Source organism: Bradyrhizobium sp. 141 (genome assembly GCF_023074055.1).
Classification (GTDB): domain Bacteria; phylum Pseudomonadota; class Alphaproteobacteria; order Rhizobiales; family Xanthobacteraceae; genus Bradyrhizobium.
The window spans coordinates 56,384-79,020 of record NZ_JADPKR010000094.1; the positions used below are offsets into that span (position 1 = coordinate 56,384).

Consider the following 22,637-nt stretch of genomic DNA (forward strand, 5'->3'; position numbering starts at 1 on the left):
TCAAATGCAAAGCTCCGGTCGCGGTGCGACCGGAGCTTTGTCGTGAAGGCGAGATATCAGTACATCCCGTAGGCACAGACATTCACGACGCGCACGCGCAGGCCGTGACGGGTCTGGATCAGGCGCTCCTGGTAGCAATTGCTGACGCCGGTGTTGAGGTAGATCCCGCCAAAGCCCCAGCCGGGACCCCAGTGGTGATGACCGTGATGGTGATGGAAACCGCCGGCCGAGGCCGCGGTGGGGGCGAGAGCGGCGACAGCGAGCGAGCCGGCGGCGATCAGACCAAGAGCAAGCTTACGAAACATCTTCATTCTCCATTTGGCGCGGGGCCGTTGTTGTGTCCCTGCATCTCGGTCGGGCTGAAACGCGAATGCGTTCACGGCTCGCGGCGAGAATCGTGTTTCAGGATTGTTTCGTGGCCTGCGGCAAAGTGTGCCGCCGTCAGGCTTTTTGCACCGCGCGATAGCGCGCGGCCATTGCCTGCGTCAGCTCCACCATCTTGTCGCGAAGATCGGCGGGCTCCAGCACTTCGGCCTCGGGACCGAGCCGCAACAATTCGGCCGCGGCGTGCCAGGAGGTCTTGCCAACAGGCACGCGCGCAATGCGCCAGCCGTCAGCATCGATGGTCTCCTCGAACTGCGTGCGCGCCTTGACGTAGGGCTGGCTCAGCGCATCAAGCAGCTTGACGCCGAACGGCGACAGTCGCACGACCGCGACATTCGGATGCATCTCGGCCTCGAGGCGAAGTGTCGCGGCATGCCAGTAGGCAGCGAGATCGAAATCGGCTGGGCGATCGAAGCCGTCGTCGAGCATCGTGCAGTCGAGCACGCGCGCGACGCGATAGGTGCGCACGCTGGCGTCGACCTGACCTGCGAGGTACCAGCTCCCACCCTTCAGCACGAGGCCGAGCGGCGCGAGGCGGCGCTGCTTCTCGGATCGCCAGCTCTGATAGCGGATCTTGATCAGCGTCCCGCGCAGCAGCGCGCCGGTAATCGCGCGCAGATGCTTCGGCTGTTCCGCCTCGCCGAACCAGCCGGGCGCGTCCAGATAGAAACGCTCCTGCATCCGGCTGGCATCCTGGCGCAGATGGATTGGCAGCGCCGCCATCAGCTTGTTTCGCGCGGCGATCATGGCCGCATCCAGCCCGAGCGCCGCGGCGGGGCCGGGGAGCCCCGCGAGGAACAGCGCGCCCGCCTCGGTCTGTGACAGACCGTTCAGCCGCACGCGGTAGCCGTCGAGCAGGCGATAGCCGCCCTCCGCGCCGCGATCGGCGTAAACGGGAACGCCGGACGCGGCGAGCGCGTCGATGTCACGATAGATCGTGCGCACCGACACCTCGCAGGCATCCGCGAGTTCGGGCGCGGTGACTTGCCCCCTGGCCTGGAGGGTGGTGAGGATCGACAGCATCCGGCTCGCGCGCATGATTGCTTAAACCATACCTGACACAGGATGTCAGGTATGGGCCTCTACAAGATGCGCCTAGTCAGACGACGCCCCCGGGAGACCTGCCATGACCAGACCTGCCATGACCGATCCGAACCGCATCACGCTGTATTACTCGCCGCAAAGCCGCGCCACCGGCACGCGGGTGCTGCTGGAGGAACTGGGGGCGCCCTACGTTCTCCATGTCCTCAACATGAAGGCGGGCGAGCAGCGTCAGCCCGACTATCTCGCCATCAATCCACTCGGCAAGGTGCCGGCGGTCCGTCACGGCGATGCCCTGGTGACCGAGCAGGTCGCCATCACCATCTTTCTCGCCGATCTGTTTCCGCAGGCAGGTCTGACGCCCGCGCTGAACGATCCGCTGCGCGGTCCTTATCTGCGCTGGATCGCCTATTACGGCTCATCCTTCGAGCCGGCGCTGATCGACAAATTCATGCAGCGCGAGCCGGCCCCCATCACGCATTCGCCCTATGCCGACTACGACACCATGCTCGGCGCGCTCGAAGCGCAGCTGTCGAAGGGGCCGTATCTACTCGGCGAGCGGATGACGGCTGCCGATGTGCTGTGGGGCGTCGCATTCAGCTGGACCATGATGTTCGGCATCGTGCCGAAAAAGGACGTGTTCGTGCGCTATGCCGAACGTATGACGTCGCGGTCGGCGTTCCAGCGGATCAATGCGGTCGATGACGAGATGGCGGCGCAGCATGCCAAGGCTGCTGGGGGCTGAATGATACAAGGTGGCAGATGACGAAGCCGATGCACACGACCAACTGCTTCAACACCTTCATCCGGGTTGCCGAAGACTGTCCCGCGCGTACTGGCGAGGAGCCGCCGTTGCGCGCGGGAAAGCCGACGGTGGCGTGCCTGCAATACGTGATGATCGCCAAGGCACCCTACAAATACACGTCCGACGACGTGATCTTCGCGACGTCTGCGCCGGGACGCGAGCTCGATGTGAAGGCGACGAAGACGGAGAAGCATGCGGCCCGCGAAGCGTTCTTCTCTCGGGGGCAAGCGTGCATGAGGGCGTCGAGCCTGGGCAAGCGCTTCGGATGGGGCGTTCATGCCGATCGCGAGGGCCGGATCGCGATCTACGCCATCGACAGCAAACGCTATCAGGCGCTTGTCCGCGATCCCAAGCTCACGCAGGTGCGCGCGATGCGGTCGAAGCGGGCGTGATCAGAATTTTGGCGCTCGCTTCTCCGCGAACGCCTTGATGCCTTCCTTGATCTCGTCGCCGCGCATGCTGTCGCGGTGGCGCTGGTCGGCGGCGCGATCATCGAGCTCGCCGCGGGCGAATTCGTTGATCGCACGCTTCATGCCGCGCATCGCCTGCGGCGCGTTGCCGGCGAGGACGCCAGCGAGCTTGTCGACTTCCTCGTCGAGGAACTCCACCGGCACCATGGCGGTGAGATAGCCGATGCGCAGCATCTCCGGCGCGCTGATCTTTTGCGCGGTCAGGAACAGCTTTTTCGCATTGTCGAGGCCAAGGCGGGTGACGTAGCGTTTGATGCCGCTCCGGTAATAATGCAGCCCGAGCCGCGCCGCCGGCATGAACATCTCGGCGGTGTCGACGCCGATGCGGAAATCGCAGGCGAGCGCGAGGTCGGTCGAGCCGCCGTAGACGCCACCGTTGAGCCGGCAGATCGTCGGCACGCCCAAATCCTCCAGCCGGTTGACGACCACCTCGAAGGCGGAGCCCGCGCTCTGCTGCTCGTTTGCGCTGACGGCGCGCTCGGCGACCGAATTGAGGTCATAGCCGGCGGAGAAGACGCGGCCGGTGCCGGTCAGCACCAGCACGCGGATGGCAGGATCTGCCTCGACCTGGTCGAACAGTTTGACGAGCTCGTCGAGGTCCTCCGCCTGGAGCCGGTTGAGATGCTTGGGCCGGTTGAGGCGGATGGTGGCGCGTGCGCCGTCGCGTTCGAGCAGGGGGCCGGTGGCTGCGTCGGTGATGTCCGACATTCTTGTCTCCATTTAGCTGTTTTCGAGCGCACGCCGTTTCGCCTCGGCGTCAATGGTCTCGGCGAGATCCGGGTGCCGTGCCATCAGCACGCGGAAGTCGACGAGGTCGAGCACCAGAAGCCGCGATACTTTCGTGGTCGAAACGTTGGCACCGCGCTTGTTGTTGCCGAGCAGCGCCATCTCGCCGAAGAAGGCGCCTTCGCCGAGCTGAACCTTCTTGCCGGGCAGGTCCACCTCGACCTCGCCGGCGGCGATGAAATACATGCAATCGCCCTGCGCCCCCTTGCGGATGATCATGGTGCGCGCCGGCAGCTCCATAGTCCGCAGCATGTGGGTGACGTCGGCAATCGCAGCAGGTCCGAGCGCCGCGAAGAACGGCACCTTGCTGACGGATTCCCAGGTCTTGAGGAAATTGTCCCGCCGGGTCTCGGCGGCAAATCCGGTCGCCAGAATACCGGTCCAAAGGCCGAACACGCCGAGGCCGGAGATCATCACCGCGGCCGCCACCAAGCGCCCGAGCGGCGTGACCGGCACGACGTCGCCGTAGCCTGTCGTCGTCAGGGTCACCACCGCCCACCACAGCGCGGCGGGCACGCTGCCGAAGGTCTGCGGCTGCACGTCCCGCTCCAGGAAATATTCGGCGACGGAGGCGAGGAAGACCACCATCAGGAAGATCACGAGCACGCTGACCAGCGGCCCCGATTCCAGCACCAGCACGCGGCGAAGCTGCCGCAGGCCCGGAATGCCCGGAATGACCTTTAACACCCAGAGCACGCTGAGTAGCCAGGCCGTCCCGGGCTCGACGCCGAGGACCAGCGCGACCGGCACCGCCAAAGCCCCGATCGCGTCGACCAGCCCGGCAGAGGAGGACATATAGAGCGAAAGCCGCCCCTGCTGCGTCATATGGCGCAGCCGGACCAGCCATTCGAAGACGAAATAGGCCAGGCACGCCCAGAGCAGACCGTTGATCCAGCCGTGCGCCCCATGGGCCCGCTTGTCCGTCAGCAACACCATGCCGAGCACGCCGACGGTCACCGCGACATAGGCCGCCTTGGTCATGTTGCGGCCGGCCGTGGCGGCCGCGAACTGGGCCAGAGCGGAAATTAGCGGCTTGGACATGCGCGAAGGCGGCTCGGTCTTGAGATCGGTGTTGGGACAAGTCTCGGCGTCCCGACTGGACGTCGGCGCCAAAGTGCCCGCCCGGGCGGAGGCCGTCAACGACGGGGGCGACAAGGCAGGCAGCATGGATCGGCTCTGCTGCACCGAGCCCCGCGGACCGGCGCGGCTATCGCTGGCGAGCTTGTATACCTGAAATGTGGCGGCTCGTCGTAACCGCGGCGGCTGCTGAAGAACAGCAGCACCATCAGCCCGACCCCGACAATGATGGAAAACCCCGCGCCCAGTGCCAGCGCCACATAGCCTTCCGTTGGGATCGGCTCACCTTCGACCGCCATTGCGGAATAGGCGAAGTAGCCGGCCGCCGCCAGCATTCCCAGTAGGAGGATGATGAGGAGTGCACGCATGCTGCGGTCTCCGCTTGCAACCGGAACCAACGGTTGCAGATCGCGGCGGTTCCCGACGGCCGGCTATTGATCGGACTTTTGCAAAGCCCCAACCTTGCTGGCAGGGCTCTCGCCTATGGCGTTTCGGCGGCGGTCTGGGCGCGCCTCTCGTCGTTCTAGACGTCTCGACCTCAGCCTCGTGCCCCGGACGCGGCGCAGCACGAAGTGATGCGCTGCAGAGCCGGGGCCCATTCAGCAACGCACGCTGCGGCTCCTGGGTCCCGGCTCTGCGCTGCAACGCCTTTGGCATTGCAGCTTGTCCGGGGGACAGGAGAGTGGTGGACGGCCCAACTGGCCCGGCTCCCTCAGGCGCTCTGGGCGGTCTTCACTACCACGACATTGCTATCGTCGTGCTGGGCAGGGGCCGCATCGCGCGCCGCCTTTTCGGCCTCGCTGGCATGACGTTTCAGATAGTCGCGGCGCATGCCGATCTCGTCGCGGACGAATTCGTAGCCGAGCTTGAAGGTGTCGAGCCCGTCGGTACTGATCGTGCCGTCTCGCAGGCCGATGACGGCGCCGCGCAAGATGCCCTCCAGCTCGTCCTGGAGACATTCGAGCTGATCCAGAGAGTGGGCGTGCTCGATCCGCTCGCCGATGTCGAGGATGGCGGTGGAGAGCTCGCTGGCCTTCTCTGGCGCGATGCGGGTGATCTTGGCGTAGATCGCGGCGAAGATCGAGCCGATGACGCTGAGCGCCGCGGCGCCCAGATACATCAGGTCGCTGTACTTATCCATGAACGACTTGGTGTCGTCATTGATGTAGTCGGCCGCGCCCTGGTGCGCCATCACGAAGGCGTCCTTCTCGACGGAGGCCGGCTCTATCCTGGTGGCAAAGCTGTTGTCGAGCCCGAGCGCCGATTTGTTCTCGTAGACGATGCGTGCGAGCTCGCCTGCCGTGCTCGGGGACATCCTGGATTGCGCGACCAGCAGCCATTCGAGCCCGATCGTGTCGAGATCGTCGTCGGGAATTTGCGGCGAGGTCGACAGCGTACCCGCCGTCAGCGTCTCGCTGGAAATGCCCGGAAGTCTGCGCGCCAGCACCTTGGCCTCGTCGATCGCGTTGAGCGTGAAGCCGCCGCGCTTGGCGACCTGCTCATAGGCCTTGTCCCGCACCGCCCTGGAGGCATGGACGATGGCAATCACCGCGCCGAAGCCGTTTGACGGCGCAAACAGCTTGTCGAGCGTTGCGCCCTGCGGCGCCATCTGGATTTTCGCGGCGTCCGGACCATCGGGGATGTCGAGGATGCTGCGGACGAAGGCGAGGGAGGACTCGTTCTCGGCGACGACCGCGACCTTCTTCTTCTTCAACTCGGCGATCGACTTGATCTTCTTGTTGCCGGGACCGAGCAGAAGCACGAGATCGTGCTCGAGGATCGCGAGCGTGCGCGCCCGCAGCGGTACCTTGGCGTCGGTACGCAGGACGGCAAGGTCAGCCTGCTTGCGGTCGAACTGTGCGAGCGCCTTGGCGTTGTCTGCGTTGTTGACGATCTTGATCCGGAAGCGCGAGGCGTTGGTCTTCAGCACGGTGGCGAGCTTGGCCGCGAACAGCGCCTCGTCGCTGTTGGGGGCGCCGACGGCAAAGGTCAGCGTTTCCGAATTGTGCAGCATGGCGCGGCCGCCCCAGACGGTGGCGAGCGACAACAGCAGGGTCAGCACGACGTAGAGGAAGACCTGCTGCTGATTGGTCTTGATCACCTTGGGGCGCCGGGGCGGCGGCTCCGTCGGTGACGAATTGGGGCCGTCAGTACTCATGGCAGCACTCTGGCCTTATCTATCGGTGGCGGGCGGCTCGCGGACGTAATCGCGGCGGGCGCCCTGCAATTCGTAAACGCCTGAAAAAAAGAACGATATTCTCTGCCGTCAATGATACCGCGAAGGCAGCGGAAAGCAAATTTCGAGCCGTAGGTAACCTTACTCCACGCCGCCGCGGCGATTGGTCATCCTATCACCAGTTAGCCACACTTGGCGATTTTCCGGTTCCCCCCGGCTGCATTCGGCCGCGGGAGATGTCATAAATCGCACGTCCCGGCGATTTGACCGGTCCAAGAACCGGTCCAAGAAGAAGTTGCGCTGAACGCTCCAGTTTTTCTTGTCACGTCAATGAGGGCGTCAGCTTGTCGTTTCCAACCATGTCATCGGCGGTTCCAGTCGAAGCGCTCATTGGCTGGATGTTGCTGCTCACCTTCAAGCACATCATCGCCGATTTCGTCCTCCAGACCGCCTGGATGGCGCACGGCAAGGACCAGAAGCACGGCTGGGCCCTGCCGCTGCTGGTGCACTGCCTCGTTCACCTTGCGGTTGCGCTGCCGCTGATCCTGATCGTGGCGCCGAAATTCTGGTTCGTGGCTCTGATCGACTTCGTGATCCACATCACGATCGACCGCGCCAAAGGGTTCGTCTCGGCCAATTTCGGGGTCGATCTTGCGCATCCGTGGTTCTGGACCTTGATCGGCGTCGACCAGGCCCTCCACCATCTCACCGGCTTTGGCCTCTCCATCTTCATGGCGGCGAACTGAGGCCGGCCTTCTCTCGGCCGCCGGTTGGAAGCGATCGCTATCAGCATAAAAGGTCGTCATGCCCGGGCTTGTCCCGGGCATCCACGTTCTTTGTGCCTCTTTCCGGGGATGGCCGGGACAAGCCCGGCCATGAAGTCGTGGAGACTTTCGCGGCCACCACTCCTGCTATTGCAATAGCCGGCCGGGTCCCGCTTCCCGCCCCCTGATTCGCGGCCAGGGCGCAACTACCCCGGGTGACTACCGGGCAGCGTGGTTAACCTTTCATTAGAGAATTGCGCTGCATCTTCGCCACACGAGGGAGAACTGCAATGTTTTCAAGCCGCGATTCCATTGAAAGCGATTTCTGCCCGGTCCGCGACGAGCTCCTTGGCGAGATGTATCGCGCCAGCGAGAGTGGCCTGCCGAGGTTGGTTGAGAGTGTTTCCCCTGACGCGCGCGCCAGGCTGGCGCTGTTCTGCTATCGCCGCAGCCATCTGCATTCGCTGGCGGTCGCGATCGCCGGAAGCTGTAGCGAGCGCGACCTGATCGAGAATGGTGGCCGCGTCGGCTCGACGCTCTACGCGCTGGCGCGCGAAGGCAAGGCGAAATCCTCGCCGTCGCTGTCGGGCGGCCGCAAGCCGATCACGCTGTCGACCAAACCGCTCTCGGTGCTCGCACCGCTCGAGGACGAATTCGACGACGAGATTAGCGAAGCCGTTCCGGCCTAAGCGACCTCTATTACCGGCAACCCGAACTTCCGCCGCGCCATCGCGCATTCGGCATCGCCCGGCATGCAGGTGCGGCACACCTCCGGCCGCATCGCATAGATGCCGCACGCGGTCGCTTTCCCAATTTCCCCCTGCAAGGCCGAGCAGCGATCGCCCTCGCAATGCATGCCGGACTGGCGTTCGTTGACCAGCGTCTCCGGAATCGCGGCAAGTTCCTCGTCGCTCTCGATCGAGAAGCGCGGCCAGTTGGCCGAATAGCCGCAGCACGCGCCGCAATTCTGGCAACAGCTCGACAAATCGGTGGGGGAGCTCTCTTCCATCATCGTCACGTGTTCTTCAAGTATCTTTGGGAGGGCCCCAGACCAGGCTCTGCCGCCATCTTGCGCGCAGCACGTCGCGTCGTTCCGGATATTTCTCGTCGAGATAGTTCGCCTCCACGACGCGGTCGGTGCGGAAGCTGCGGAAGTCGCCGCGCAGCTCGCACCAGGCTGCGAGCAGCCGCACGGCTTCGAGATAGCCGACCGAGATCGGCCAGATCATGCGTTCGCTGGCGCGGCCCTGCTCGTCGCGATAGCGCAGCATGATCTTTCTGCCTTCGTGGATCTGAGTGCGGGTGCGGACCATGTCCAGACGGTCCGGCTCCCTGTTCCAGCTCGGCCGCGCACGGCTCGCCGGCTCCAGCACGAAGGGCCGCAGGCGCTCAGGCACGGTGTCGGCGATCTTGGCCATCAGGTCTTCGGCCGCGCGTGCCAGTGCCGAATCGGCATGGCCGGCAACCCATTGTGCGCCCAGCACAGCCGCCTCGATCTCGTCGGGTGTCAGCATCAGCGGCGGCAGGTCAAAACCCTTTTCCAGGATGTAGCCCATGCCGGCTTCACCGCGGATCGGCACGCGTTGACCGATCAGCGTGGCGATATCGCGATAGATCGTGCGCTTCGAGGTCTCGAGCTCGGCCGCAATGGTATCCGCCGTCAGCGGCTTACGCGTGCGCCTCAGCACCTGGATGATTTGAAACAGCCGATCGGCGCGTCTCATGAGGGGTCTCTTGTCGCTGCTCAGGGGTTTTTTCAGAAGGCGGCGCGCGGCTGCTGACAGGATGTTGGCAGCAGGGGGGTTCTATACCGGGACAACACATCGACTGAAGAGGATTTGTCCATGATCATTCCAACCCATTTCGGCCCGGCCGTTCCGTTGTGGCGCGCCCAGATGTGGCAGGCCCAGATTTGGCAAGCATTGGCGCTCAGCCGCCTCGTTTCGCTCGATCTCATGGCCGTTGACCTCCGATTGGCACTCGCGAGCCTGGTGACACGCTCGCTGGTCCAGGCCGCGGACGCGCTGGTCCGCCATGTGATGGGCCGTGCCTGGCGTGGCGCCCGCTTCGCAGAAGATATCACGGCTGCTGCCACCATGGTGGCAGCAGCCGGTCGCTAGGTTCCGTCAACTTTCGAGAGGTTCAGGAGAGCTCGCATGATCACGCTTTATGGCTTTGGCACGGGCTTTGGCCTGCCGGAAATCAGCCCTTTCGTCACCAAGACCGAGGTGCAGCTCAAGATGGCGGGATTGCCCTACCGGAAGGAGCGGGCGATGCCGCCGGCCTCGCCCAAGGGGCAACTGCCGTTCATCGACGACGGCGGTGAGGCGGTGGCCGATTCCACCTTCATCCGCGCCCATATCGAGCGCCGCTACGGCTTCGATTTCGACGCCGGCCTGTCGCTGGCCGAGCGTGCGCAGGCCTGGGCGTTCGAACGGATGATCGAGCACCATGTCTATTGGGGGCTGGTCGGGGCGCGCTGGGTCGACCCGGTCAATTTCGCCAAGGGTCCCGCGCATTTCTTCGACGGCGCACCGGAGCACAACCGCGAGAAGCTGCGCGAGGATGCGCAATTCCGCGTCGCCGAGAACTATCTGCTCTCTGGCCTCGGCCGCCACGCGCCCGACGACGACGTCGACCTCGCCGTGCGCTCGCTGTTCGCATTGTCGGTGCAGCTCGGCGACAAGGCATACCTGATGGGCAACAAGCCCTGCGGCGTCGATGCCACGGCCTTCGGCATGCTCGCCGGTATCCTCTCGCCGTTCTTCGAATCGATCCTGCGCGAACGCGCCGAGGGCTTTCCGAACCTCACGGCTTACGTCGACCGCATGATGGACGATTACTATCCCGAGTTCGCCTGGACCCCGCTGCGGCAGGCGGCGTAGCGATCAGTCTCGCCACGAGCTCGGTGCAACCTCTCCCGCAAGCGGGAGAGGTCGGCGCGGAGCGCCGGGTGAGGGTTCTCTCCGCTGGGGGATTTTCTCGGCGAACATCAGACAATCCCTACGCGGTGACACCCTCTCCCCAACCCTCTCCCGCAAGCGGGAGAGGGAGCGCAGCGACGCCGCGGCGGCAGCTTGCGATCGACTGCCAAACAAAAGAGCCGGCCCATCGGGCCGGCTCTCTCGTCGTCTCGAGACTTTCGCTTGCTGTTACTTCACCAGCATGTACTTGCCGTTCTTCACCGTGAGCAGGATGCGCGAGCGCTCGTCGAGGCCGTAGCGGTCCTTTTCGGTGAAGTTGTAGACGCCTTGGCTCGCCGCCAGCTCCTTCTCCGTCAGCAGCGCCTGGCGGATCGCTTCGCGGAATTCCGGCGTGCCGGGCTTTGCGGTCTTCAGCGCCGCCGGGATGATGCGCTTCAGAATCTCGAACGCATCGTAGGAGTGACCGGCGAACTGGCTGCGGCTGTTCGGGCCGTACTTGGCCTCATAGGCCGAGTTGAGCGCGAGGCCCGGCTTCTTGGTCGCGGCTTCATCCGGCTGGTCCTCGGGGTCCATCACCGGGCCCGAGGCCATCAGCACGCCTTCCGCCGCTTTGCCCGCGATGCGAATGAAGTCCATGCTGGCGGCGCCATGGGTCTGGTAGATCAGGCCCTGATAGCCACGCTCGCGCAGCTCGGTCTGCGGCAGCGCGGCCGCGGTGCCGGAGGCGCCGATCAGGATGGCGTCGGGATTGGCGGCGACGAGCTTCAGCACCTGTCCGGTCACTGACGTATCGGGACGCGCGAAGCGCTCCTCGTCGACGATGGTCATGCCCATCGGCACGGCCTGCGCCTTGAGGTCATTGAACCAGAGGTCGCCATAGGAGTCGGAATAGCCGATATAGCCGAGCGTCTTCACGCCCTTGGCTTTCATGTGATCGTACAGCACCTTGCCCACGATCGGGATCGGCTGCGGCATCGCCACCGACCACTTCATGCGCTCCGGCGTGATCGGGAAGGGCGCGAGGCCGAAATGCGGAATGCCGGCTTCGTTGGCGACGTTGGAGACCGCGATCGTCGGCGGCGTCAGCGCCGAGCCCATGATGATGTCGGCCTTGGATTCAGTCACGAAGCGGCGGGCATTGGTGGTCGCAGTGGTGGGATCGCCGCCGTCGTCGAGCACGATCACCTTCAGCGGCACGCCGCCGATCTCCTTCGGCACGAATTCCAGCGCGTTGCGCTCGGGAATGCCGAGGGCTGCGCCCGGACCGGTCGTGGTGGTCGTGATGCCGATGGTGATTTCGCTGGTCTGGGCCAGCGCGGGCAGCGCCGGCAAGGCAAGCGTCGCCGCGGTGATGGCGGCAGTCAGGTAAAAGCGTTTCATCTATTCCTCCCTTTACGTGTTTCTTTGAAAGCAGAAATCGGGGGGTAATTCAGCCCCCTCTTTTGGTGATGCGGCGATTTAGCTTCAGACCTAGCTCCCCGTGAATTTGGCGACCATTTCCGCAGGGAACGGTGCCGATTTCAGCTTGTCGGGGTTGTCAGGATCACGGCCGACCAGAACACGGGTCTCGAAACCCTCGATCGCCAGCGCCTCGCCCTTGTAGACATTGTGCTTCACCTCGAAGCTCGAGCGCTTGATGCTCTCGATCTTGGTTTCGATGGTGATCCAGTCGCCATAGGTCGAGGGGATGTAGAACTTGGCCCGCGTGTCGACCATGGGGATTCCCACCAGGCCGTATTTCCGGACCAGGTCCTGCTTGGAGAAGCCGGCGACCTCGAACAGGGTCGAGGTCGAATCGTCGAACATCGCGAAATAGCGCGGGTAGTAGACGATGTTGGCGGGGTCGCAATCACCCCACTGGATCTGGACGTCGCGCCGGTTCACGAACATGCGCGGTGCCTTATTTCGGCGCCATGCGCAGCGAGCCGTCGAGGCGCACCACCTCGCCGTTCAAATACGTATTCTCGACCATGTGCAGCGCAAGCGCGGCGAACTCGTCGGCCTGACCGAGCCGGCGCGGGAACGGGATCGCGGCGGCGAGCGAGTCCTGGGCTTCCTGCGGCAGGTTCGCGAGCAGCGGCGTCAGGAAGAGGCCGGGTGCGATGGTCAGCACGCGCACGCCGAACTGCGCCAGCTCGCGCGCGATCGGCAGCGTCATGCCAACGATGCCGCCCTTCGAGGCCGAATAGGCTGACTGGCCGATCTGGCCGTCATAGGCAGCAACGGAAGCGGTGTTGATGATGACGCCGCGCTCGCCGGTCGCCTGCGGCTCCAGCTTGGACATCTCGGTGGCGGCAAGGCGCAGCATGTTGAAGGTGCCGATCAGATTGACCTTGATGACCTTGTCGAAATCGGCGAGCGCCATCGGGCCGTCGCGGCCGACCACGCGCTTGGCAACGCCGATGCCGGCGCAATTGACCAGCACACGCGCCGGGCCGTGAGCTTTCGCAGCCTGCGCGACCGCGGCCTCGGCGGAGGCGGCATCAGAGACGTCGCAGGTCACGGCCACGCCGTTGATCTCGGCGGCAACCGTCTCGGCAAGCTTGGCATTGAGATCGCAGACCGCGACCTTGGCGCCCTGCGCCGCCAGTTTTCGCGCAGTGGCCGCGCCCAATCCCGATGCGCCGCCGGTGACGATGGCTGCCTGATCCTTCAACAACATGGCGTTCTCCTGTGGCGATGATTTTCTTAAGCGACCGATATCACACGGTCCGACGGATTGGCAGCGTAGAGCTCCTCGATCAGGGCTGTGCGATGCTCGAGCACCGCGCGCTGGTTGATCGAGCCCTTGTCGGTGACCTCGCCCTTGTCGATCGAGAGCGGCGCGTCCATCAGGATCGCGCGCGTGATCCGGGTCGAGGAGCCGGTGGCTTGGCTGAGGAAACCGGTCAGGCGCTCGCGAAAGGCTTCGCGCACCAGCCGGTCACGCGTCGCGACGACGAGGTCGTCGGTCGGGAGCGTCGGGTTGATCAGCCGGCAACCGTCGAGGTCGAGCACGACCAGCGCGGAGACCTCGTCGCGGTTGATGCCGGCGATGACGACGTCGCGCACCAGCGGGGCGCAGGCCGCTGTGAGGCGCGCGCGCAGCGGGCCGACGCTGACCCAGGTGCCGCTGGCGAGCTTGAAGTCTTCACCGACACGGCCGTCGAAATCGAACCCGGCGTTGAGATCATCGGGGTCTGCGGGCTTGAGCGCATCCCCCATCTTGTAAAATCCCTCCTCGTCGAAGGATTTCGCGCTGATGTCGGGCTGGCGCCAGTAACCGGGCATGACGTTCGGCCCCTTGGCGCGGACTTCCAGCTTGCCGTTGTTCGGCACCAGCTTGGCGTCGTTGCCCGAAACAGGCAGGCCGACATGGCCGGAGCGGCTTGTGCGCGGATTGACCGACATGAAGAACGGCGCGGTCTCGGTCGCGCCGAGCCCGGTCAGCATCGGCACGCGATACCCCTTTTCCTTCACCGCGAGTTCGTCGAGGCTGTCCCAGATGAAGGGCGACAGCGCCGCGCCGGAGAAGAACATCGCGTGCAGCCGGTCGAAGAACTTTGCGCGCAGGCCCTGGTCGTCGCGCAGATAAGGCAGCAGCGACTCGTAGCCCTTGGGGACGTTGAAATAGACCGTCGGCGAAATCTCCTGGAGATTGCGCACAGTCTCCTCGATGCCGCCCGGCACCGGCTTGCCGGCGTCGAGATACATCGAGCCGCCATTGTAGAGCGTCAGCCCGATATTGTGGTTGCCGCCAAAAGTGTGGTTCCAGGGCAGCCAGTCGATGATGACGGGCGGCTCGTCCTTGAGGAAGGCCAGCGTCTCGCGCAGCATCACCTGGTTGGCGCAGATCATGCGCTGGGTGTTGATGACGGCCTTGGGATTGCCGGTCGAGCCCGAGGTCAGCAGGAATTTCGCGATCGTGTCGGGGCCGATTTTTTCGTGGGCCTCGTCGAGATCGCCGCGGATCGGCGTCGCCATGAGGTCGGCGAGCAAGGTGACGTCGCGGCCCGGCACGTGGCCATAGGACGCGGCGATCTCGGTGCCGAGCGAGACGTTGGCGGCCAGCGCGTCCGCGAACTTGTCGGCGTCCTCGGCGAAAACGAGGCCGGGCGTCAGCAGCTTCATCAGGTAAGAGAGCTTGCCGTAATCCTTCGAGACCAGCGAATAGGCCGGCGACACCGGGCAAAACGGAATGCCGGCATAGTAGGCGCCGAACGCCAGCAGCGCGTGGTCGATCGAATTGCCGGAGAGGATGACGACCGGCCGCTCCGCCGACAGGCCGCGCGCAATCAGGCTTGAAGCGATGTGCCGGCTCGCGGCGAGCAGCTCGGCGTAGGTGATCTTGCGCCAACCGCGGCCGCCTGCGCGCTCGGCCATGAAAACGCGGTCCGGCGTCGTCGTCGCCCAATGATGCAGGCGGTCGGTGAGGCGGACCGGATAATCGCCGAGCGGCTGTTTGGGCCGCAGGTAAATCGTGCCGTCGTCGCGCCGCTCGATGTTGACGACGGGATCACCGAACGAAATGGGCCGCAGCGGAGAAGTGCTCGCGCCGCGCTCCATGCTGGAAGAGGACGGCTGCGCGCTCATGATTTCGGCTTCACCTTTGCGGTCTTGTGTTCGAGGAACTCGCGGATCCTGCGTTTTGCCTCTTTGTCGCTCTGCGCGACGGTCGCCATCAGCGATTCCATGAGGAGGCCGGTCTGCGGGTTGGCCTCGGCGATCATCGGCAGCGCCTGGAGCACGGCGAAGTTGGTCAGCGGCGCGTTGGAGGCGATCTTGGTCGCAAGCTCCAGCGCCTTGCCGAGCCCGTTACCGGTCTCCGTGAGGTATTGCGCGAAGCCGTAGGAGGCGCCTTCGGTCGCGCTATAGACACGGCCGGTCAGCATCATGTCCATCATCCTGGCGACGCCGATCAGCCGTGGCAGCCGCACCGAGCCGCCGCCGCCGACGAAGATGCCGCGCTGCCCTTCCGGCAAGGCGAAATAGGTCGAGGGCTCGGCGACGCGAATATGGGCGGAGCAGGCGAGTTCCAGCCCGCCGCCGATCACGGCGCCCTTCAGCGCCGCGATCACGGGCACGCGGCTGTACTGGATGCGGTCGAACACCCGGTGCCACATCTGAGAATGCAGCAGGCCGCCAGTGGCGTCATGGTCGGTCAGCTCGGAGAGGTCGAGGCCGGAGGAGAAATGGTCGCCGATTCCATGGATGACGACCGCGCCGATATCCTCGGGCAGGGAGGCAAAACACTCGCCGATTTCCAGGATGATACCGTCGTTGAGCGCATTGCGCTTGGCCGGCCGGTTCAGACCGATGGTCAAAACCCGGTCCGCCCGCTCGATCCTCAAAAGCCCGGAGGCGCCCGCGTCAGCGGTCTCGGCGTTTCCCTGTGTCATTTGCGTCCTTGTCAGAATAGTTATGTTGTATAACGAATTCTGGGGGAGTCAAGCTGGGGCAGCAAAATGCTGCTCTGCACACACTATGTCGTCCCTGCGAACGCAGGGACCCATATCCCCAAGGAGGAGTTTGGCGAAGGCTCGTCGTTCGGTACCCAGCCAACCAAAACCGATAGATCACGCGGTATGGGTCCCTGCGTGCGCAGGGACGACGGCGGAGTGCGTGGTTACATAACTTGATGCACGTCGATCACCACCCGGTCCGCATGCCGCGCGGCCGAGCCGACGAAAATGTGCTCCATCAGCCAGCGATACTTGTCATTCCCGGTCTCGAACCGCGGGACGGTGCGGAAATAGATCAGCTTGGGATCGACCGGCTCGCCGCGCTTGAGCTTCTGCAGCAGCTCGACCGGTCCGAAGCGCATGCCCTTGTTCTCGACATAGACGGTCGCGCCGTCATCAGTCTCGAAGGCGTATTTCGCCTCGAGGTCGATCAGCTCGTTGGGGCGGATGGTCTGGAAGTCGGCGCCGTATGGCAGCACCTCGCCGCTGATCGCGCCCTTCACCGCACCGCCCAGGATCGGGATGATGCGACGGACGCCGATGCCGGTCTCGCCAACGGTGATGACGTTGCCGATTTCAGCGATGATGGTGAAGACGTATCTGGTCTCGAGCGTCGGTATGGTCATCGTTTCACCGCTCAATGTGCCATCATGCGTGTCGGCAGCCAGGTCGCCAGCAGCGGGAAGGCGATCAGGATCACGAGGCGGATCAGGTCCGTGACCACGAACGGAATCACGCCCTTGAAGATCGTGGAGAAGGAGACGTCCTTCACCACGCTCTTGATGACGAAGACGTTCATGCCGACCGGCGGGTGGATCAGGCCGAGCTCGACTGTCATGACGATGATGACGCCGAACCAGATCGGGTCGAAGCCGAGATGCGTGATCACGGGGAAGATGATCGGCACGGTGAGGATGATCATCGCCATGGCGTCCATCAGGCAGCCGAGCACGAGATACATCACCATGATCAGCGCCAGCACGCCGTAGCTGCCGAGGCCGAGGCCGGTGAGGAATTCGGTCACTTTCTGCGGCGTCTGCGTCACCGTCAGGAAATAGCCGAAGATCAGCGCGCCGATCAGCACGGTGAAGACCGCGGCCGCGGTGCGCGTCGCCTGGAGCAGCGAGGCCAGGATCTTCTCGCGGTCGAGGCGGCCCGTCAGCACGCCGATGATGAACGCACCGGCGGCGCCGACGCCGCCGGCTTCCGTCGGCGTGAAGCGCGGCAAATAGGGCAGGCCGTAGAGACCGCCGATCACGAACACGAACAGCAGCACCGGCGCCCAGATCTCCTTCAACCCGGCGAAGCGCTCGCGCCACGATGTCACCTTGCCCTTGGGCAGGAAGTCGGGGCGGAAATAACCGATCAGGAAGATCGTGATCATGTACATGCTCATCGCGAGCAAGCCCGGGATGATGCCGGCGATGAAGAGTTTTCCGATGTCCTGCTCGGTGATGATGCCGTACACCGCAAGCACGGTGGAGGGCGGCAGCATCGCGCCTAACGTACCGCCGGCCGCGATCACGCCGGTGGCAAAGGATTGCGGGTAGCCGAACCGGCGCATCTCGGGATAGGCGACGGCGGAGAAGGTCGCAGCGGTCGCGACCGAGGAGCCGCAGATCGCGGCAAAGCCGCCGCAGGCGCCGACGGTGGCGATGCCGAGCCCGCCGCGCAAATGTCCGACGAAGCCGTTGGCGGCGCGGAACAGCTCGCGGCTCATGCCGGAATTGCTGACGAACGAGCCCATCAGCAGGAACATCGGGATGACGCCGAAGGTGTAGTCGGTGACCGTGCGCATCGAGGTCTGGCCGACCAGCTTCAGCGCCGCATTCCCATTGACGAGATAGGCGAAGCCGGAGACGCCGACGAGGCCCATGGCCATGCCGACGGGCACGCGCAGCAGCATCAGGGCGAACAGGGAAACGAAGCCGATTACGGCGACGGCATCGGTGCTCATGATTACTCCGTCGCCTTCAATTTGGGGGCATGCATCTCTTCGGGATGGAAGATCAGCCGGTAGGTGCGGATCGCGATCAGCAGCACGGCGCAGATGTCGCCGATCCATGCGACCGCGAAGAACGGCCAGGTCGGCATGTGCATATCAAAAGTCTGGACGTTGTCGTTGTAGGTGCCGCGCACCTTGTCGAACAGTGTCCAGGTCTGCACGGTCACCACGAACAGCAGCACCAGCGTTGCGAACACGTCGATCCAGCGCTGATAGCGCGGCCCGACATTGCCCCAGACCAGATCCACCGTGATGTGGGTGCCGCGATAGGAGGTCGCCGCGATGCCCCAGAAGATGAGGATGCCGAGCAGCATGCGGCCGATGTCGAAGCTGTCGGGAATCGAGTAGTTCAGCGTGTTGCGCAGCAGCACCGACAGGAAGATATCGAGCGCGACGATGCCGACGAAGCCAGCCGCGATCCATTCGATCGTGTCGATCACGCGATCCATCCAGGAGCGCTTCATGGGGAAAGAGTCCTTCCGACGAGTGCAAGGTGTGCCCGCGATGGAGCTGCGCTCCCTCCCCCGCTTGCGGGGGAGGCATAGGCGGCCTTCAGCCGCCGTTCTTCAAGAACGCCGATGCGGAGCATCGGCAATGGGAGAGGGTGCTTCCACAATCGAGAACCCCGAAGAGGAGAGAACCCTCGCCGACCTCTTCCGCAAGCGGGAGAGATGCAGCGAGTGCAGCCGCAGCTTGGGGCTACTCCGCCAGCGCGTTGTACTTCTTCAGCGAGGCCTTGAGGTCCGCAAGCGCGGCGTCCGGATCGGCGCCGCCCTTCTTGGCGTTGTCACTCCAGGTCTTCACCAGCGGCTCGGCGGCCTTCTTCCAGGCGGCGGTCTGCTCGGGTGTCAGCTTGTAGACCTCGTGGCCGGATTCAGCTTTCACCTTGTCGATGCCGGCATCCTCGAACTTGCCCCAGTGCTCGCCGACCACGCCCGCCATTTCGACCGAGCAGTTCTTGTCGATCGCGGCCTTCTGCTTGTCGGACATCGCATTGTACTTGTCCTTGTTGATCACGAACACGAAGGTCGTGGTGTAGAGCGGCGCCTCCATGTCGTATTTGGTCACCTTGTCGATGCCGAACAGCACCAGGGAGCCCCAGGGGAAGGTGACGCCGTCGGCGACGCCGCGCTCGATGATGTCGCGCACTTCTGGCGCCGACGACTGCACGTTGGTGCCGCCGAGCGAGGTGACGAAATTCGCCATGGTGGCGTGCGCCGGGCGGATCTTCATGCCCTTCACGTCCTCAGGGCTGACGATCTTCTTGGTTTTGGAATGGAAGGAGGAGGGCGAGTGGACGAAGGCGAGGCAGTATTTGACGTCCTTCATCTCCTTCTCGGCATATTTGCGATACCAAGCGTCCAGCCCCATCGAGCCGCCCTTGGCGTCGGAGATCAGGAACGGCAGCTCGCCGGCGCCGACGATCGGGAAACGACCGGGCTGGTAGCCGGGATTGACGTAGGTGACGTCGGCGATGCCGTCGCGTGCCATGTCGTAATGGTCGAACGCCTTGCCGAGCTGCTGAGCCGGAAACACCTTGCCCTTGATGGTGCCGCCGGAGTCCTTCTCCACCGCCGCAGCCCAGTCTTCCAGCGACTTCTGCAGCGGATGCGAGGCCGGCACCCAGTGCGAGATCTTCAAATCGAAGGTCTTGTCCTGCGCCAAGGCAGGCGTCACGCTCGCGGCCAGCAGCAATGCCAGACAGGCTTTTCTCATCACGCGTCTCTCCCTTTTTCGACGGCGGGCTTCGATGGCCCGGTCTCGTTAATTAACATGTTATCTAATTGGCCGGCGCGTTCAAGCCGGAACTAGCGCACGCCCTATCGCACCGTCTACGTCAGCCATGTTGCATGGATTTGTCGCTGCCCGGCGACGACCGCTCCCCTTTTGCCCAAACGTTATATGATATAATTATCGTCTGCGGGCCGGCGCGACAAGCGGGCCGCACGAAAGCCTACAGGATCGGAAGGAGCAAGTATTGCGGACAAAAGTCGCAATCATCGGGGCCGGGCCGGCCGGATTGTTGCTTGGGCAACTGCTGCACGCTTACGGCATCGACAATGTCATTCTGGAGCGGCAGAGCCCGGACTATGTGCTTGGCCGCATCCGTGCCGGCCTGCTGGAGGAGGGAACCGTCGCGCTGCTCGATCAGATCGGCGCCGGCGCGCGGGCGCATGCCGAAGGCCTGCTGCATGAAGGCATCGAGCTCGCCTTTTCCGGTCGCCGTCACCGCATCGACATGAAGGCCGCGACCGGCAAGACAGTGATGATCTACGGCCAGACCGAGGTCACGCTCGACCTGATGAACGCGCGCAAGGCTGCCGGCCTCGTCTCGGTCTACGAGGCCAGCGACGTGCAGCCGCATGATTTCGATGGCAGTCACCCGCGCGTAACCTACGTCAAGGACGGCGTCACCCATACGCTCGATTGCGATTTCATCGCCGGCTGCGACGGTTTTCACGGCGTTAGCCGCGCCAGCGTCCCGGCCACGGCGATCGAGGAGTTCGAGCGGGTCTATCCGTTCGGCTGGCTCGGCATTTTGTCCGATACGCCGCCTGTCAGCCACGAGCTGATCTATTCCAACCATGCGCGCGGCTTTGCGCTCTGCACCATGCGCTCGACCAAGCGCAGCCGCTACTATGTGCAATGTGCGCTCGACGACCATGTCGACCAATGGCCGGACGACCGGTTCTGGGACGAATTGAAGCGAAGGCTCGACCAGGAAGCGGCCGACAGCCTCGTCACGGGGCCCTCGATCGAGAAGAGCATCGCACCCTTGCGCAGCTTCGTCGCCGAGCCGATGCGCTTCGGCAAGCTGTTCCTGTGCGGCGATGCCGCCCACATCGTGCCGCCGACCGGCGCCAAGGGGCTGAACCTCGCTGCTTCCGACGCGCATTATCTGTCGAGCGCCTTGCGCGAGTTCTACGACGAGAAATCGAGCGCCGCGATCGACGCCTATTCCGCCACGGCGCTGGCGCGGGTCTGGAAGGCCGTGCGCTTCTCGTGGTGGATGACCTCGATGCTGCACAAATTCCCCGACACCGGCACCATCGGCGCCCGCATCCAGCTTGCCGAGCTCGACTACGTCACGCAGTCGCAGGCCGCGATGACGTCGCTGTCGGAGAATTATGTCGGGCTGCCGTTTTAAGGGCGGGCGCAGGTGCCGTAGGGTGGGCAAAGGCACGAAGCGCGGTGCCCACCGTCTTGCTGCAATTAAGAAAGTTCGTGGGCACGCTTCGCTTTGCCCACCCTACGGGATCCGTGCTCGCAGCATCGTCCGTTTCAAACGCCCGTGCAAATTCCGTTTAAAACTTTGTAGGCGGTGAAACTGTCGTCCACATCGCGTTCAATGCTCGCGACACAGCAACCCGAGACAGCCATGACGTCCACCGACATCCCCGCCGGCTTCGAGCCGCTCGTTCGCAAGAGCCCTCTTACCGAGCCCTGGGAGCCGCTCTACTCAAGGAACACCGACAAGGCCGTCATCATCGGTTTGCGGTTGGCGAGGCCCCACACCAACGGCCGCGGCCTGATCCACGGCGGCCTCATCACCGCGCTCGCCGACAACGCCATGGGCTATAGCTGCGCGCTGGTGACGAACTGGACCACGTCGTTCGTGACGGTCTCGCTCTCGGTCGATTTCGTCGGCTCCGCCGAGATCGGCCAGTGGTGCTCGATCGAGAGCGATGTAATCAAGACCGGCAAGACGATCTGCTTCGCGCAGTGCCTGATCAAGGCCGATGGCGTTGTGATCGCGCGGGCGAGCGGGACGTTCCGAGTGGTGCCGAAACCTACCCAAACCGCCACTCCGCCGTCTCCACCACGAGATCGATGAACGCGCGCACCTTGGCCGAGAGCAGGCGCGAGGTCGGATAGACAATGTGGATAGGCAGCGCCGGCTGTTCGTAGGCCGCGAGCACGATTTTAAGCCGTCCGCGCTTCAAGCCGTCGGTGGCCTGATAGGCCAGCACGCGCGTCACGCCGCCGCCGGCCTCGGCATATTGCAGCGCCGCGTCGGCGCTGTTGCTGATGAAGCGGGGAGACGGCGTCACCTCGATGTCGCGGCCGTCGCGCTGGAAGCGCCATTCGGACCAGGGGCCGAACTGGATAGTCTGATGTACGGGGAGGGCTTCCGGCGTCTTGGGTTCGCCGTGGCGCTTGAGATAGCCGGGCGAGGCCACCACGATCCGCCGCATCTCGCCGACCTGACGCGCCACCAGCGAGGAATCGGCGAGATGGCCGATCCGCACCGCGGCGTCGACGGCATCCTCCACGAGGCTGACCAGATGGTCGGACAGCCGCAATTCGCAGGCGACCTCGGGATAGCGCTTGAGATAGGCGGTCATGACCGGCCCGACATGCAGACGGCCGAAGCCGACCGGCGCCGATACCACGAGCCGTCCGCTCGGCCGGTTGCGCTCGTCCCGCGCTGAGCCGTCGGCCTCCTCGACATCGGCGAGGATGCGCCGCGCGCGTTCCAGATAGCGCGTGCCGACATCGGTCAATCTCACCTGCCGCGTGGTCCGCTGCAGCAGCCGCGCGCCGAGATGCTCCTCCAGCGCCGCGATCAGCCGCGTCACCGCCGAGGGCGACAGTCGCAGCTTGCGCGCCGCCGGCGCAAAGCCGCGCAGATCGGCGACGGTGACGAAGACGTGCATGGCTTCGAGCCGGTCCATGGGCATCATTGCATATATTGCAACGATGAAGTGTCAAGCGGCTGGATTGTTTTAAGCGGTGGGAGGTCCATCTTAAGCAACGAAAACG

25 protein-coding genes and 1 pseudogene are annotated in these 22,637 nt (G+C 64.3%); 8 read left to right on the plus strand and 18 right to left on the minus strand.

Annotation, left to right across the window (positions count from 1 at the left end; all coding sequences use genetic code 11):
- Positions 1 to 56: 56 nt before the first annotated feature.
- Both IVA81_RS27725 and IVA81_RS27730 read right to left on the minus strand, forming a co-directional pair.
- Positions 57 to 305 carry a hypothetical protein gene (locus IVA81_RS27725; protein ID WP_247323902.1) on the minus strand — a complete coding sequence of 83 codons (249 nt, stop codon included), beginning with the start codon at positions 303 to 305 and terminating at the stop codon, positions 57 to 59.
- A gap of 136 nt (positions 306 to 441) precedes the next feature.
- Positions 442 to 1,422, minus strand: a complete 981-nt coding sequence (locus tag IVA81_RS27730; protein ID WP_247323904.1) for a YafY family protein — start codon at positions 1,420 to 1,422, stop codon at positions 442 to 444.
- A 103-nt stretch (positions 1,423 to 1,525) separates the two neighbouring features.
- On the opposite strand from IVA81_RS27730, the gene IVA81_RS27735 reads away from it, so the two are divergent.
- Positions 1,526 to 2,170 (plus strand): glutathione S-transferase family protein, encoded by a 645-nt coding sequence (locus tag IVA81_RS27735; RefSeq protein ID WP_247324319.1) that lies wholly within the window; start codon positions 1,526 to 1,528, stop codon positions 2,168 to 2,170.
- A gap of 17 nt (positions 2,171 to 2,187) precedes the next feature.
- The gene (locus tag IVA81_RS27740) at positions 2,188 to 2,622 is read left to right on the plus strand and encodes a DUF6157 family protein (RefSeq protein WP_247323906.1); all 435 of its coding nucleotides are present in this window, start codon (positions 2,188 to 2,190) and stop codon (positions 2,620 to 2,622) included.
- Here the strand turns inward: IVA81_RS27740 and IVA81_RS27745 are convergent, their stop codons facing one another.
- The 4 genes and pseudogenes from IVA81_RS27745 to IVA81_RS27760 all read right to left on the minus strand — a co-directional run bounded on the left by IVA81_RS27745 (position 2,623) and on the right by IVA81_RS27760 (position 6,721).
- Positions 2,623 to 3,408, minus strand: coding sequence for an enoyl-CoA hydratase/isomerase family protein (locus IVA81_RS27745; RefSeq protein WP_247323908.1), 786 nt, complete (start codon positions 3,406 to 3,408; stop codon positions 2,623 to 2,625).
- A gap of 12 nt (positions 3,409 to 3,420) precedes the next feature.
- Positions 3,421 to 4,527, minus strand: a complete 1,107-nt coding sequence (locus tag IVA81_RS27750; RefSeq protein WP_247323910.1) for a cyclic nucleotide-gated ion channel — start codon at positions 4,525 to 4,527, stop codon at positions 3,421 to 3,423.
- Positions 4,528 to 4,715: 188 nt separating this feature from the next.
- Positions 4,716 to 4,931: pseudogene (locus IVA81_RS27755) on the minus strand (hypothetical protein); the annotation flags it as partial.
- 344 nt (positions 4,932 to 5,275) lie between these two features.
- Positions 5,276 to 6,721, minus strand: a complete 1,446-nt coding sequence (locus tag IVA81_RS27760) for a TAXI family TRAP transporter solute-binding subunit (RefSeq protein ID WP_247323912.1) — start codon at positions 6,719 to 6,721, stop codon at positions 5,276 to 5,278.
- A 416-nt stretch (positions 6,722 to 7,137) separates the two neighbouring features.
- Here IVA81_RS27760 and IVA81_RS27765 point away from each other — a divergent pair, with 416 nt between their 5' ends.
- Together IVA81_RS27765 and IVA81_RS27770 are read left to right on the plus strand one after the other, a co-directional pair.
- Entirely contained in the window at positions 7,138 to 7,485 is a 348-nt protein-coding gene (locus IVA81_RS27765) for a DUF3307 domain-containing protein (protein WP_063994636.1), read from the plus strand.
- 308 nt (positions 7,486 to 7,793) lie between these two features.
- Complete coding sequence (locus tag IVA81_RS27770; RefSeq protein ID WP_247323914.1) at positions 7,794 to 8,192, plus strand: hypothetical protein; 399 nt, start codon at positions 7,794 to 7,796, stop codon at positions 8,190 to 8,192.
- Here the strand turns inward: IVA81_RS27770 and IVA81_RS27775 are convergent.
- Both IVA81_RS27775 and IVA81_RS27780 read right to left on the minus strand, forming a co-directional pair.
- Entirely contained in the window at positions 8,189 to 8,512 is a 324-nt protein-coding gene (locus IVA81_RS27775; RefSeq protein ID WP_247324320.1) for a YkgJ family cysteine cluster protein, read from the minus strand. The two genes, IVA81_RS27770 and IVA81_RS27775, sit on opposite strands and share 4 nt — an antisense overlap.
- A 16-nt stretch (positions 8,513 to 8,528) precedes the next feature.
- On the minus strand, positions 8,529 to 9,227 hold the full coding sequence (locus IVA81_RS27780; RefSeq protein ID WP_247323916.1) for a YafY family protein: 699 nt from the start codon (positions 9,225 to 9,227) through the stop codon (positions 8,529 to 8,531).
- Between the two features lie 120 nt (positions 9,228 to 9,347).
- On the opposite strand from IVA81_RS27780, the gene IVA81_RS27785 reads away from it, so the two are divergent.
- A complete protein-coding gene (locus IVA81_RS27785; RefSeq protein WP_247323918.1) occupies positions 9,348 to 9,623 on the plus strand; it encodes a hypothetical protein in 276 nt (91 codons plus the stop codon).
- Positions 9,624 to 9,659: 36 nt separating this feature from the next.
- Entirely contained in the window at positions 9,660 to 10,388 is a 729-nt protein-coding gene (locus IVA81_RS27790) for a glutathione S-transferase family protein (RefSeq protein ID WP_247323920.1), read from the plus strand.
- A gap of 267 nt (positions 10,389 to 10,655) precedes the next feature.
- Here IVA81_RS27790 and IVA81_RS27795 read toward each other — a convergent pair whose 3' ends face one another.
- The 9 genes from IVA81_RS27795 to IVA81_RS27835 form a co-directional block, all read right to left on the minus strand.
- A complete protein-coding gene (locus tag IVA81_RS27795) occupies positions 10,656 to 11,807 on the minus strand; it encodes an ABC transporter substrate-binding protein (RefSeq protein ID WP_247323922.1) in 1,152 nt (383 codons plus the stop codon).
- 90 nt (positions 11,808 to 11,897) lie between these two features.
- A complete protein-coding gene (locus IVA81_RS27800) occupies positions 11,898 to 12,317 on the minus strand; it encodes a thioesterase family protein (protein WP_145630794.1) in 420 nt (139 codons plus the stop codon).
- Between the two features lie 10 nt (positions 12,318 to 12,327).
- On the minus strand, positions 12,328 to 13,089 hold the full coding sequence (locus IVA81_RS27805) for an SDR family NAD(P)-dependent oxidoreductase (protein WP_247323924.1): 762 nt from the start codon (positions 13,087 to 13,089) through the stop codon (positions 12,328 to 12,330).
- A 26-nt stretch (positions 13,090 to 13,115) separates the two neighbouring features.
- Positions 13,116 to 14,999 (minus strand): feruloyl-CoA synthase, encoded by a 1,884-nt coding sequence (locus tag IVA81_RS27810; protein ID WP_247323926.1) that lies wholly within the window; start codon positions 14,997 to 14,999, stop codon positions 13,116 to 13,118.
- On the minus strand, positions 14,996 to 15,805 hold the full coding sequence (locus IVA81_RS27815) for a crotonase/enoyl-CoA hydratase family protein (protein ID WP_247323928.1): 810 nt from the start codon (positions 15,803 to 15,805) through the stop codon (positions 14,996 to 14,998). Before IVA81_RS27815 ends, IVA81_RS27810 begins: the two co-directional genes overlap by 4 nt.
- A gap of 227 nt (positions 15,806 to 16,032) precedes the next feature.
- Entirely contained in the window at positions 16,033 to 16,494 is a 462-nt protein-coding gene (locus IVA81_RS27820) for a DUF3237 domain-containing protein (RefSeq protein WP_247323930.1), read from the minus strand.
- A gap of 11 nt (positions 16,495 to 16,505) precedes the next feature.
- Entirely contained in the window at positions 16,506 to 17,825 is a 1,320-nt protein-coding gene (locus IVA81_RS27825; RefSeq protein ID WP_247323932.1) for a TRAP transporter permease, read from the minus strand.
- A gap of 2 nt (positions 17,826 to 17,827) precedes the next feature.
- Positions 17,828 to 18,337 (minus strand): TRAP transporter small permease, encoded by a 510-nt coding sequence (locus IVA81_RS27830; RefSeq protein WP_247323933.1) that lies wholly within the window; start codon positions 18,335 to 18,337, stop codon positions 17,828 to 17,830.
- Between the two features lie 235 nt (positions 18,338 to 18,572).
- On the minus strand, positions 18,573 to 19,589 hold the full coding sequence (locus IVA81_RS27835; protein WP_247324325.1) for a TRAP transporter substrate-binding protein: 1,017 nt from the start codon (positions 19,587 to 19,589) through the stop codon (positions 18,573 to 18,575).
- Between the two features lie 262 nt (positions 19,590 to 19,851).
- Here IVA81_RS27835 and pobA point away from each other — a divergent pair, with 262 nt between their 5' ends.
- Positions 19,852 to 21,021 carry a 4-hydroxybenzoate 3-monooxygenase gene (pobA, locus tag IVA81_RS27840; protein ID WP_247323935.1) on the plus strand — a complete coding sequence of 390 codons (1,170 nt, stop codon included), beginning with the start codon at positions 19,852 to 19,854 and terminating at the stop codon, positions 21,019 to 21,021.
- 231 nt (positions 21,022 to 21,252) lie between these two features.
- Positions 21,253 to 21,708 carry a PaaI family thioesterase gene (locus IVA81_RS27845; RefSeq protein WP_247323936.1) on the plus strand — a complete coding sequence of 152 codons (456 nt, stop codon included), beginning with the start codon at positions 21,253 to 21,255 and terminating at the stop codon, positions 21,706 to 21,708.
- On the opposite strand, the gene IVA81_RS27850 is transcribed toward IVA81_RS27845, so the two are convergent.
- Positions 21,665 to 22,549, minus strand: a complete 885-nt coding sequence (locus IVA81_RS27850; RefSeq protein ID WP_247323937.1) for a LysR family transcriptional regulator — start codon at positions 22,547 to 22,549, stop codon at positions 21,665 to 21,667. The two genes, IVA81_RS27845 and IVA81_RS27850, sit on opposite strands and share 44 nt — an antisense overlap.
- Positions 22,550 to 22,637: the final 88 nt, after the last annotated feature.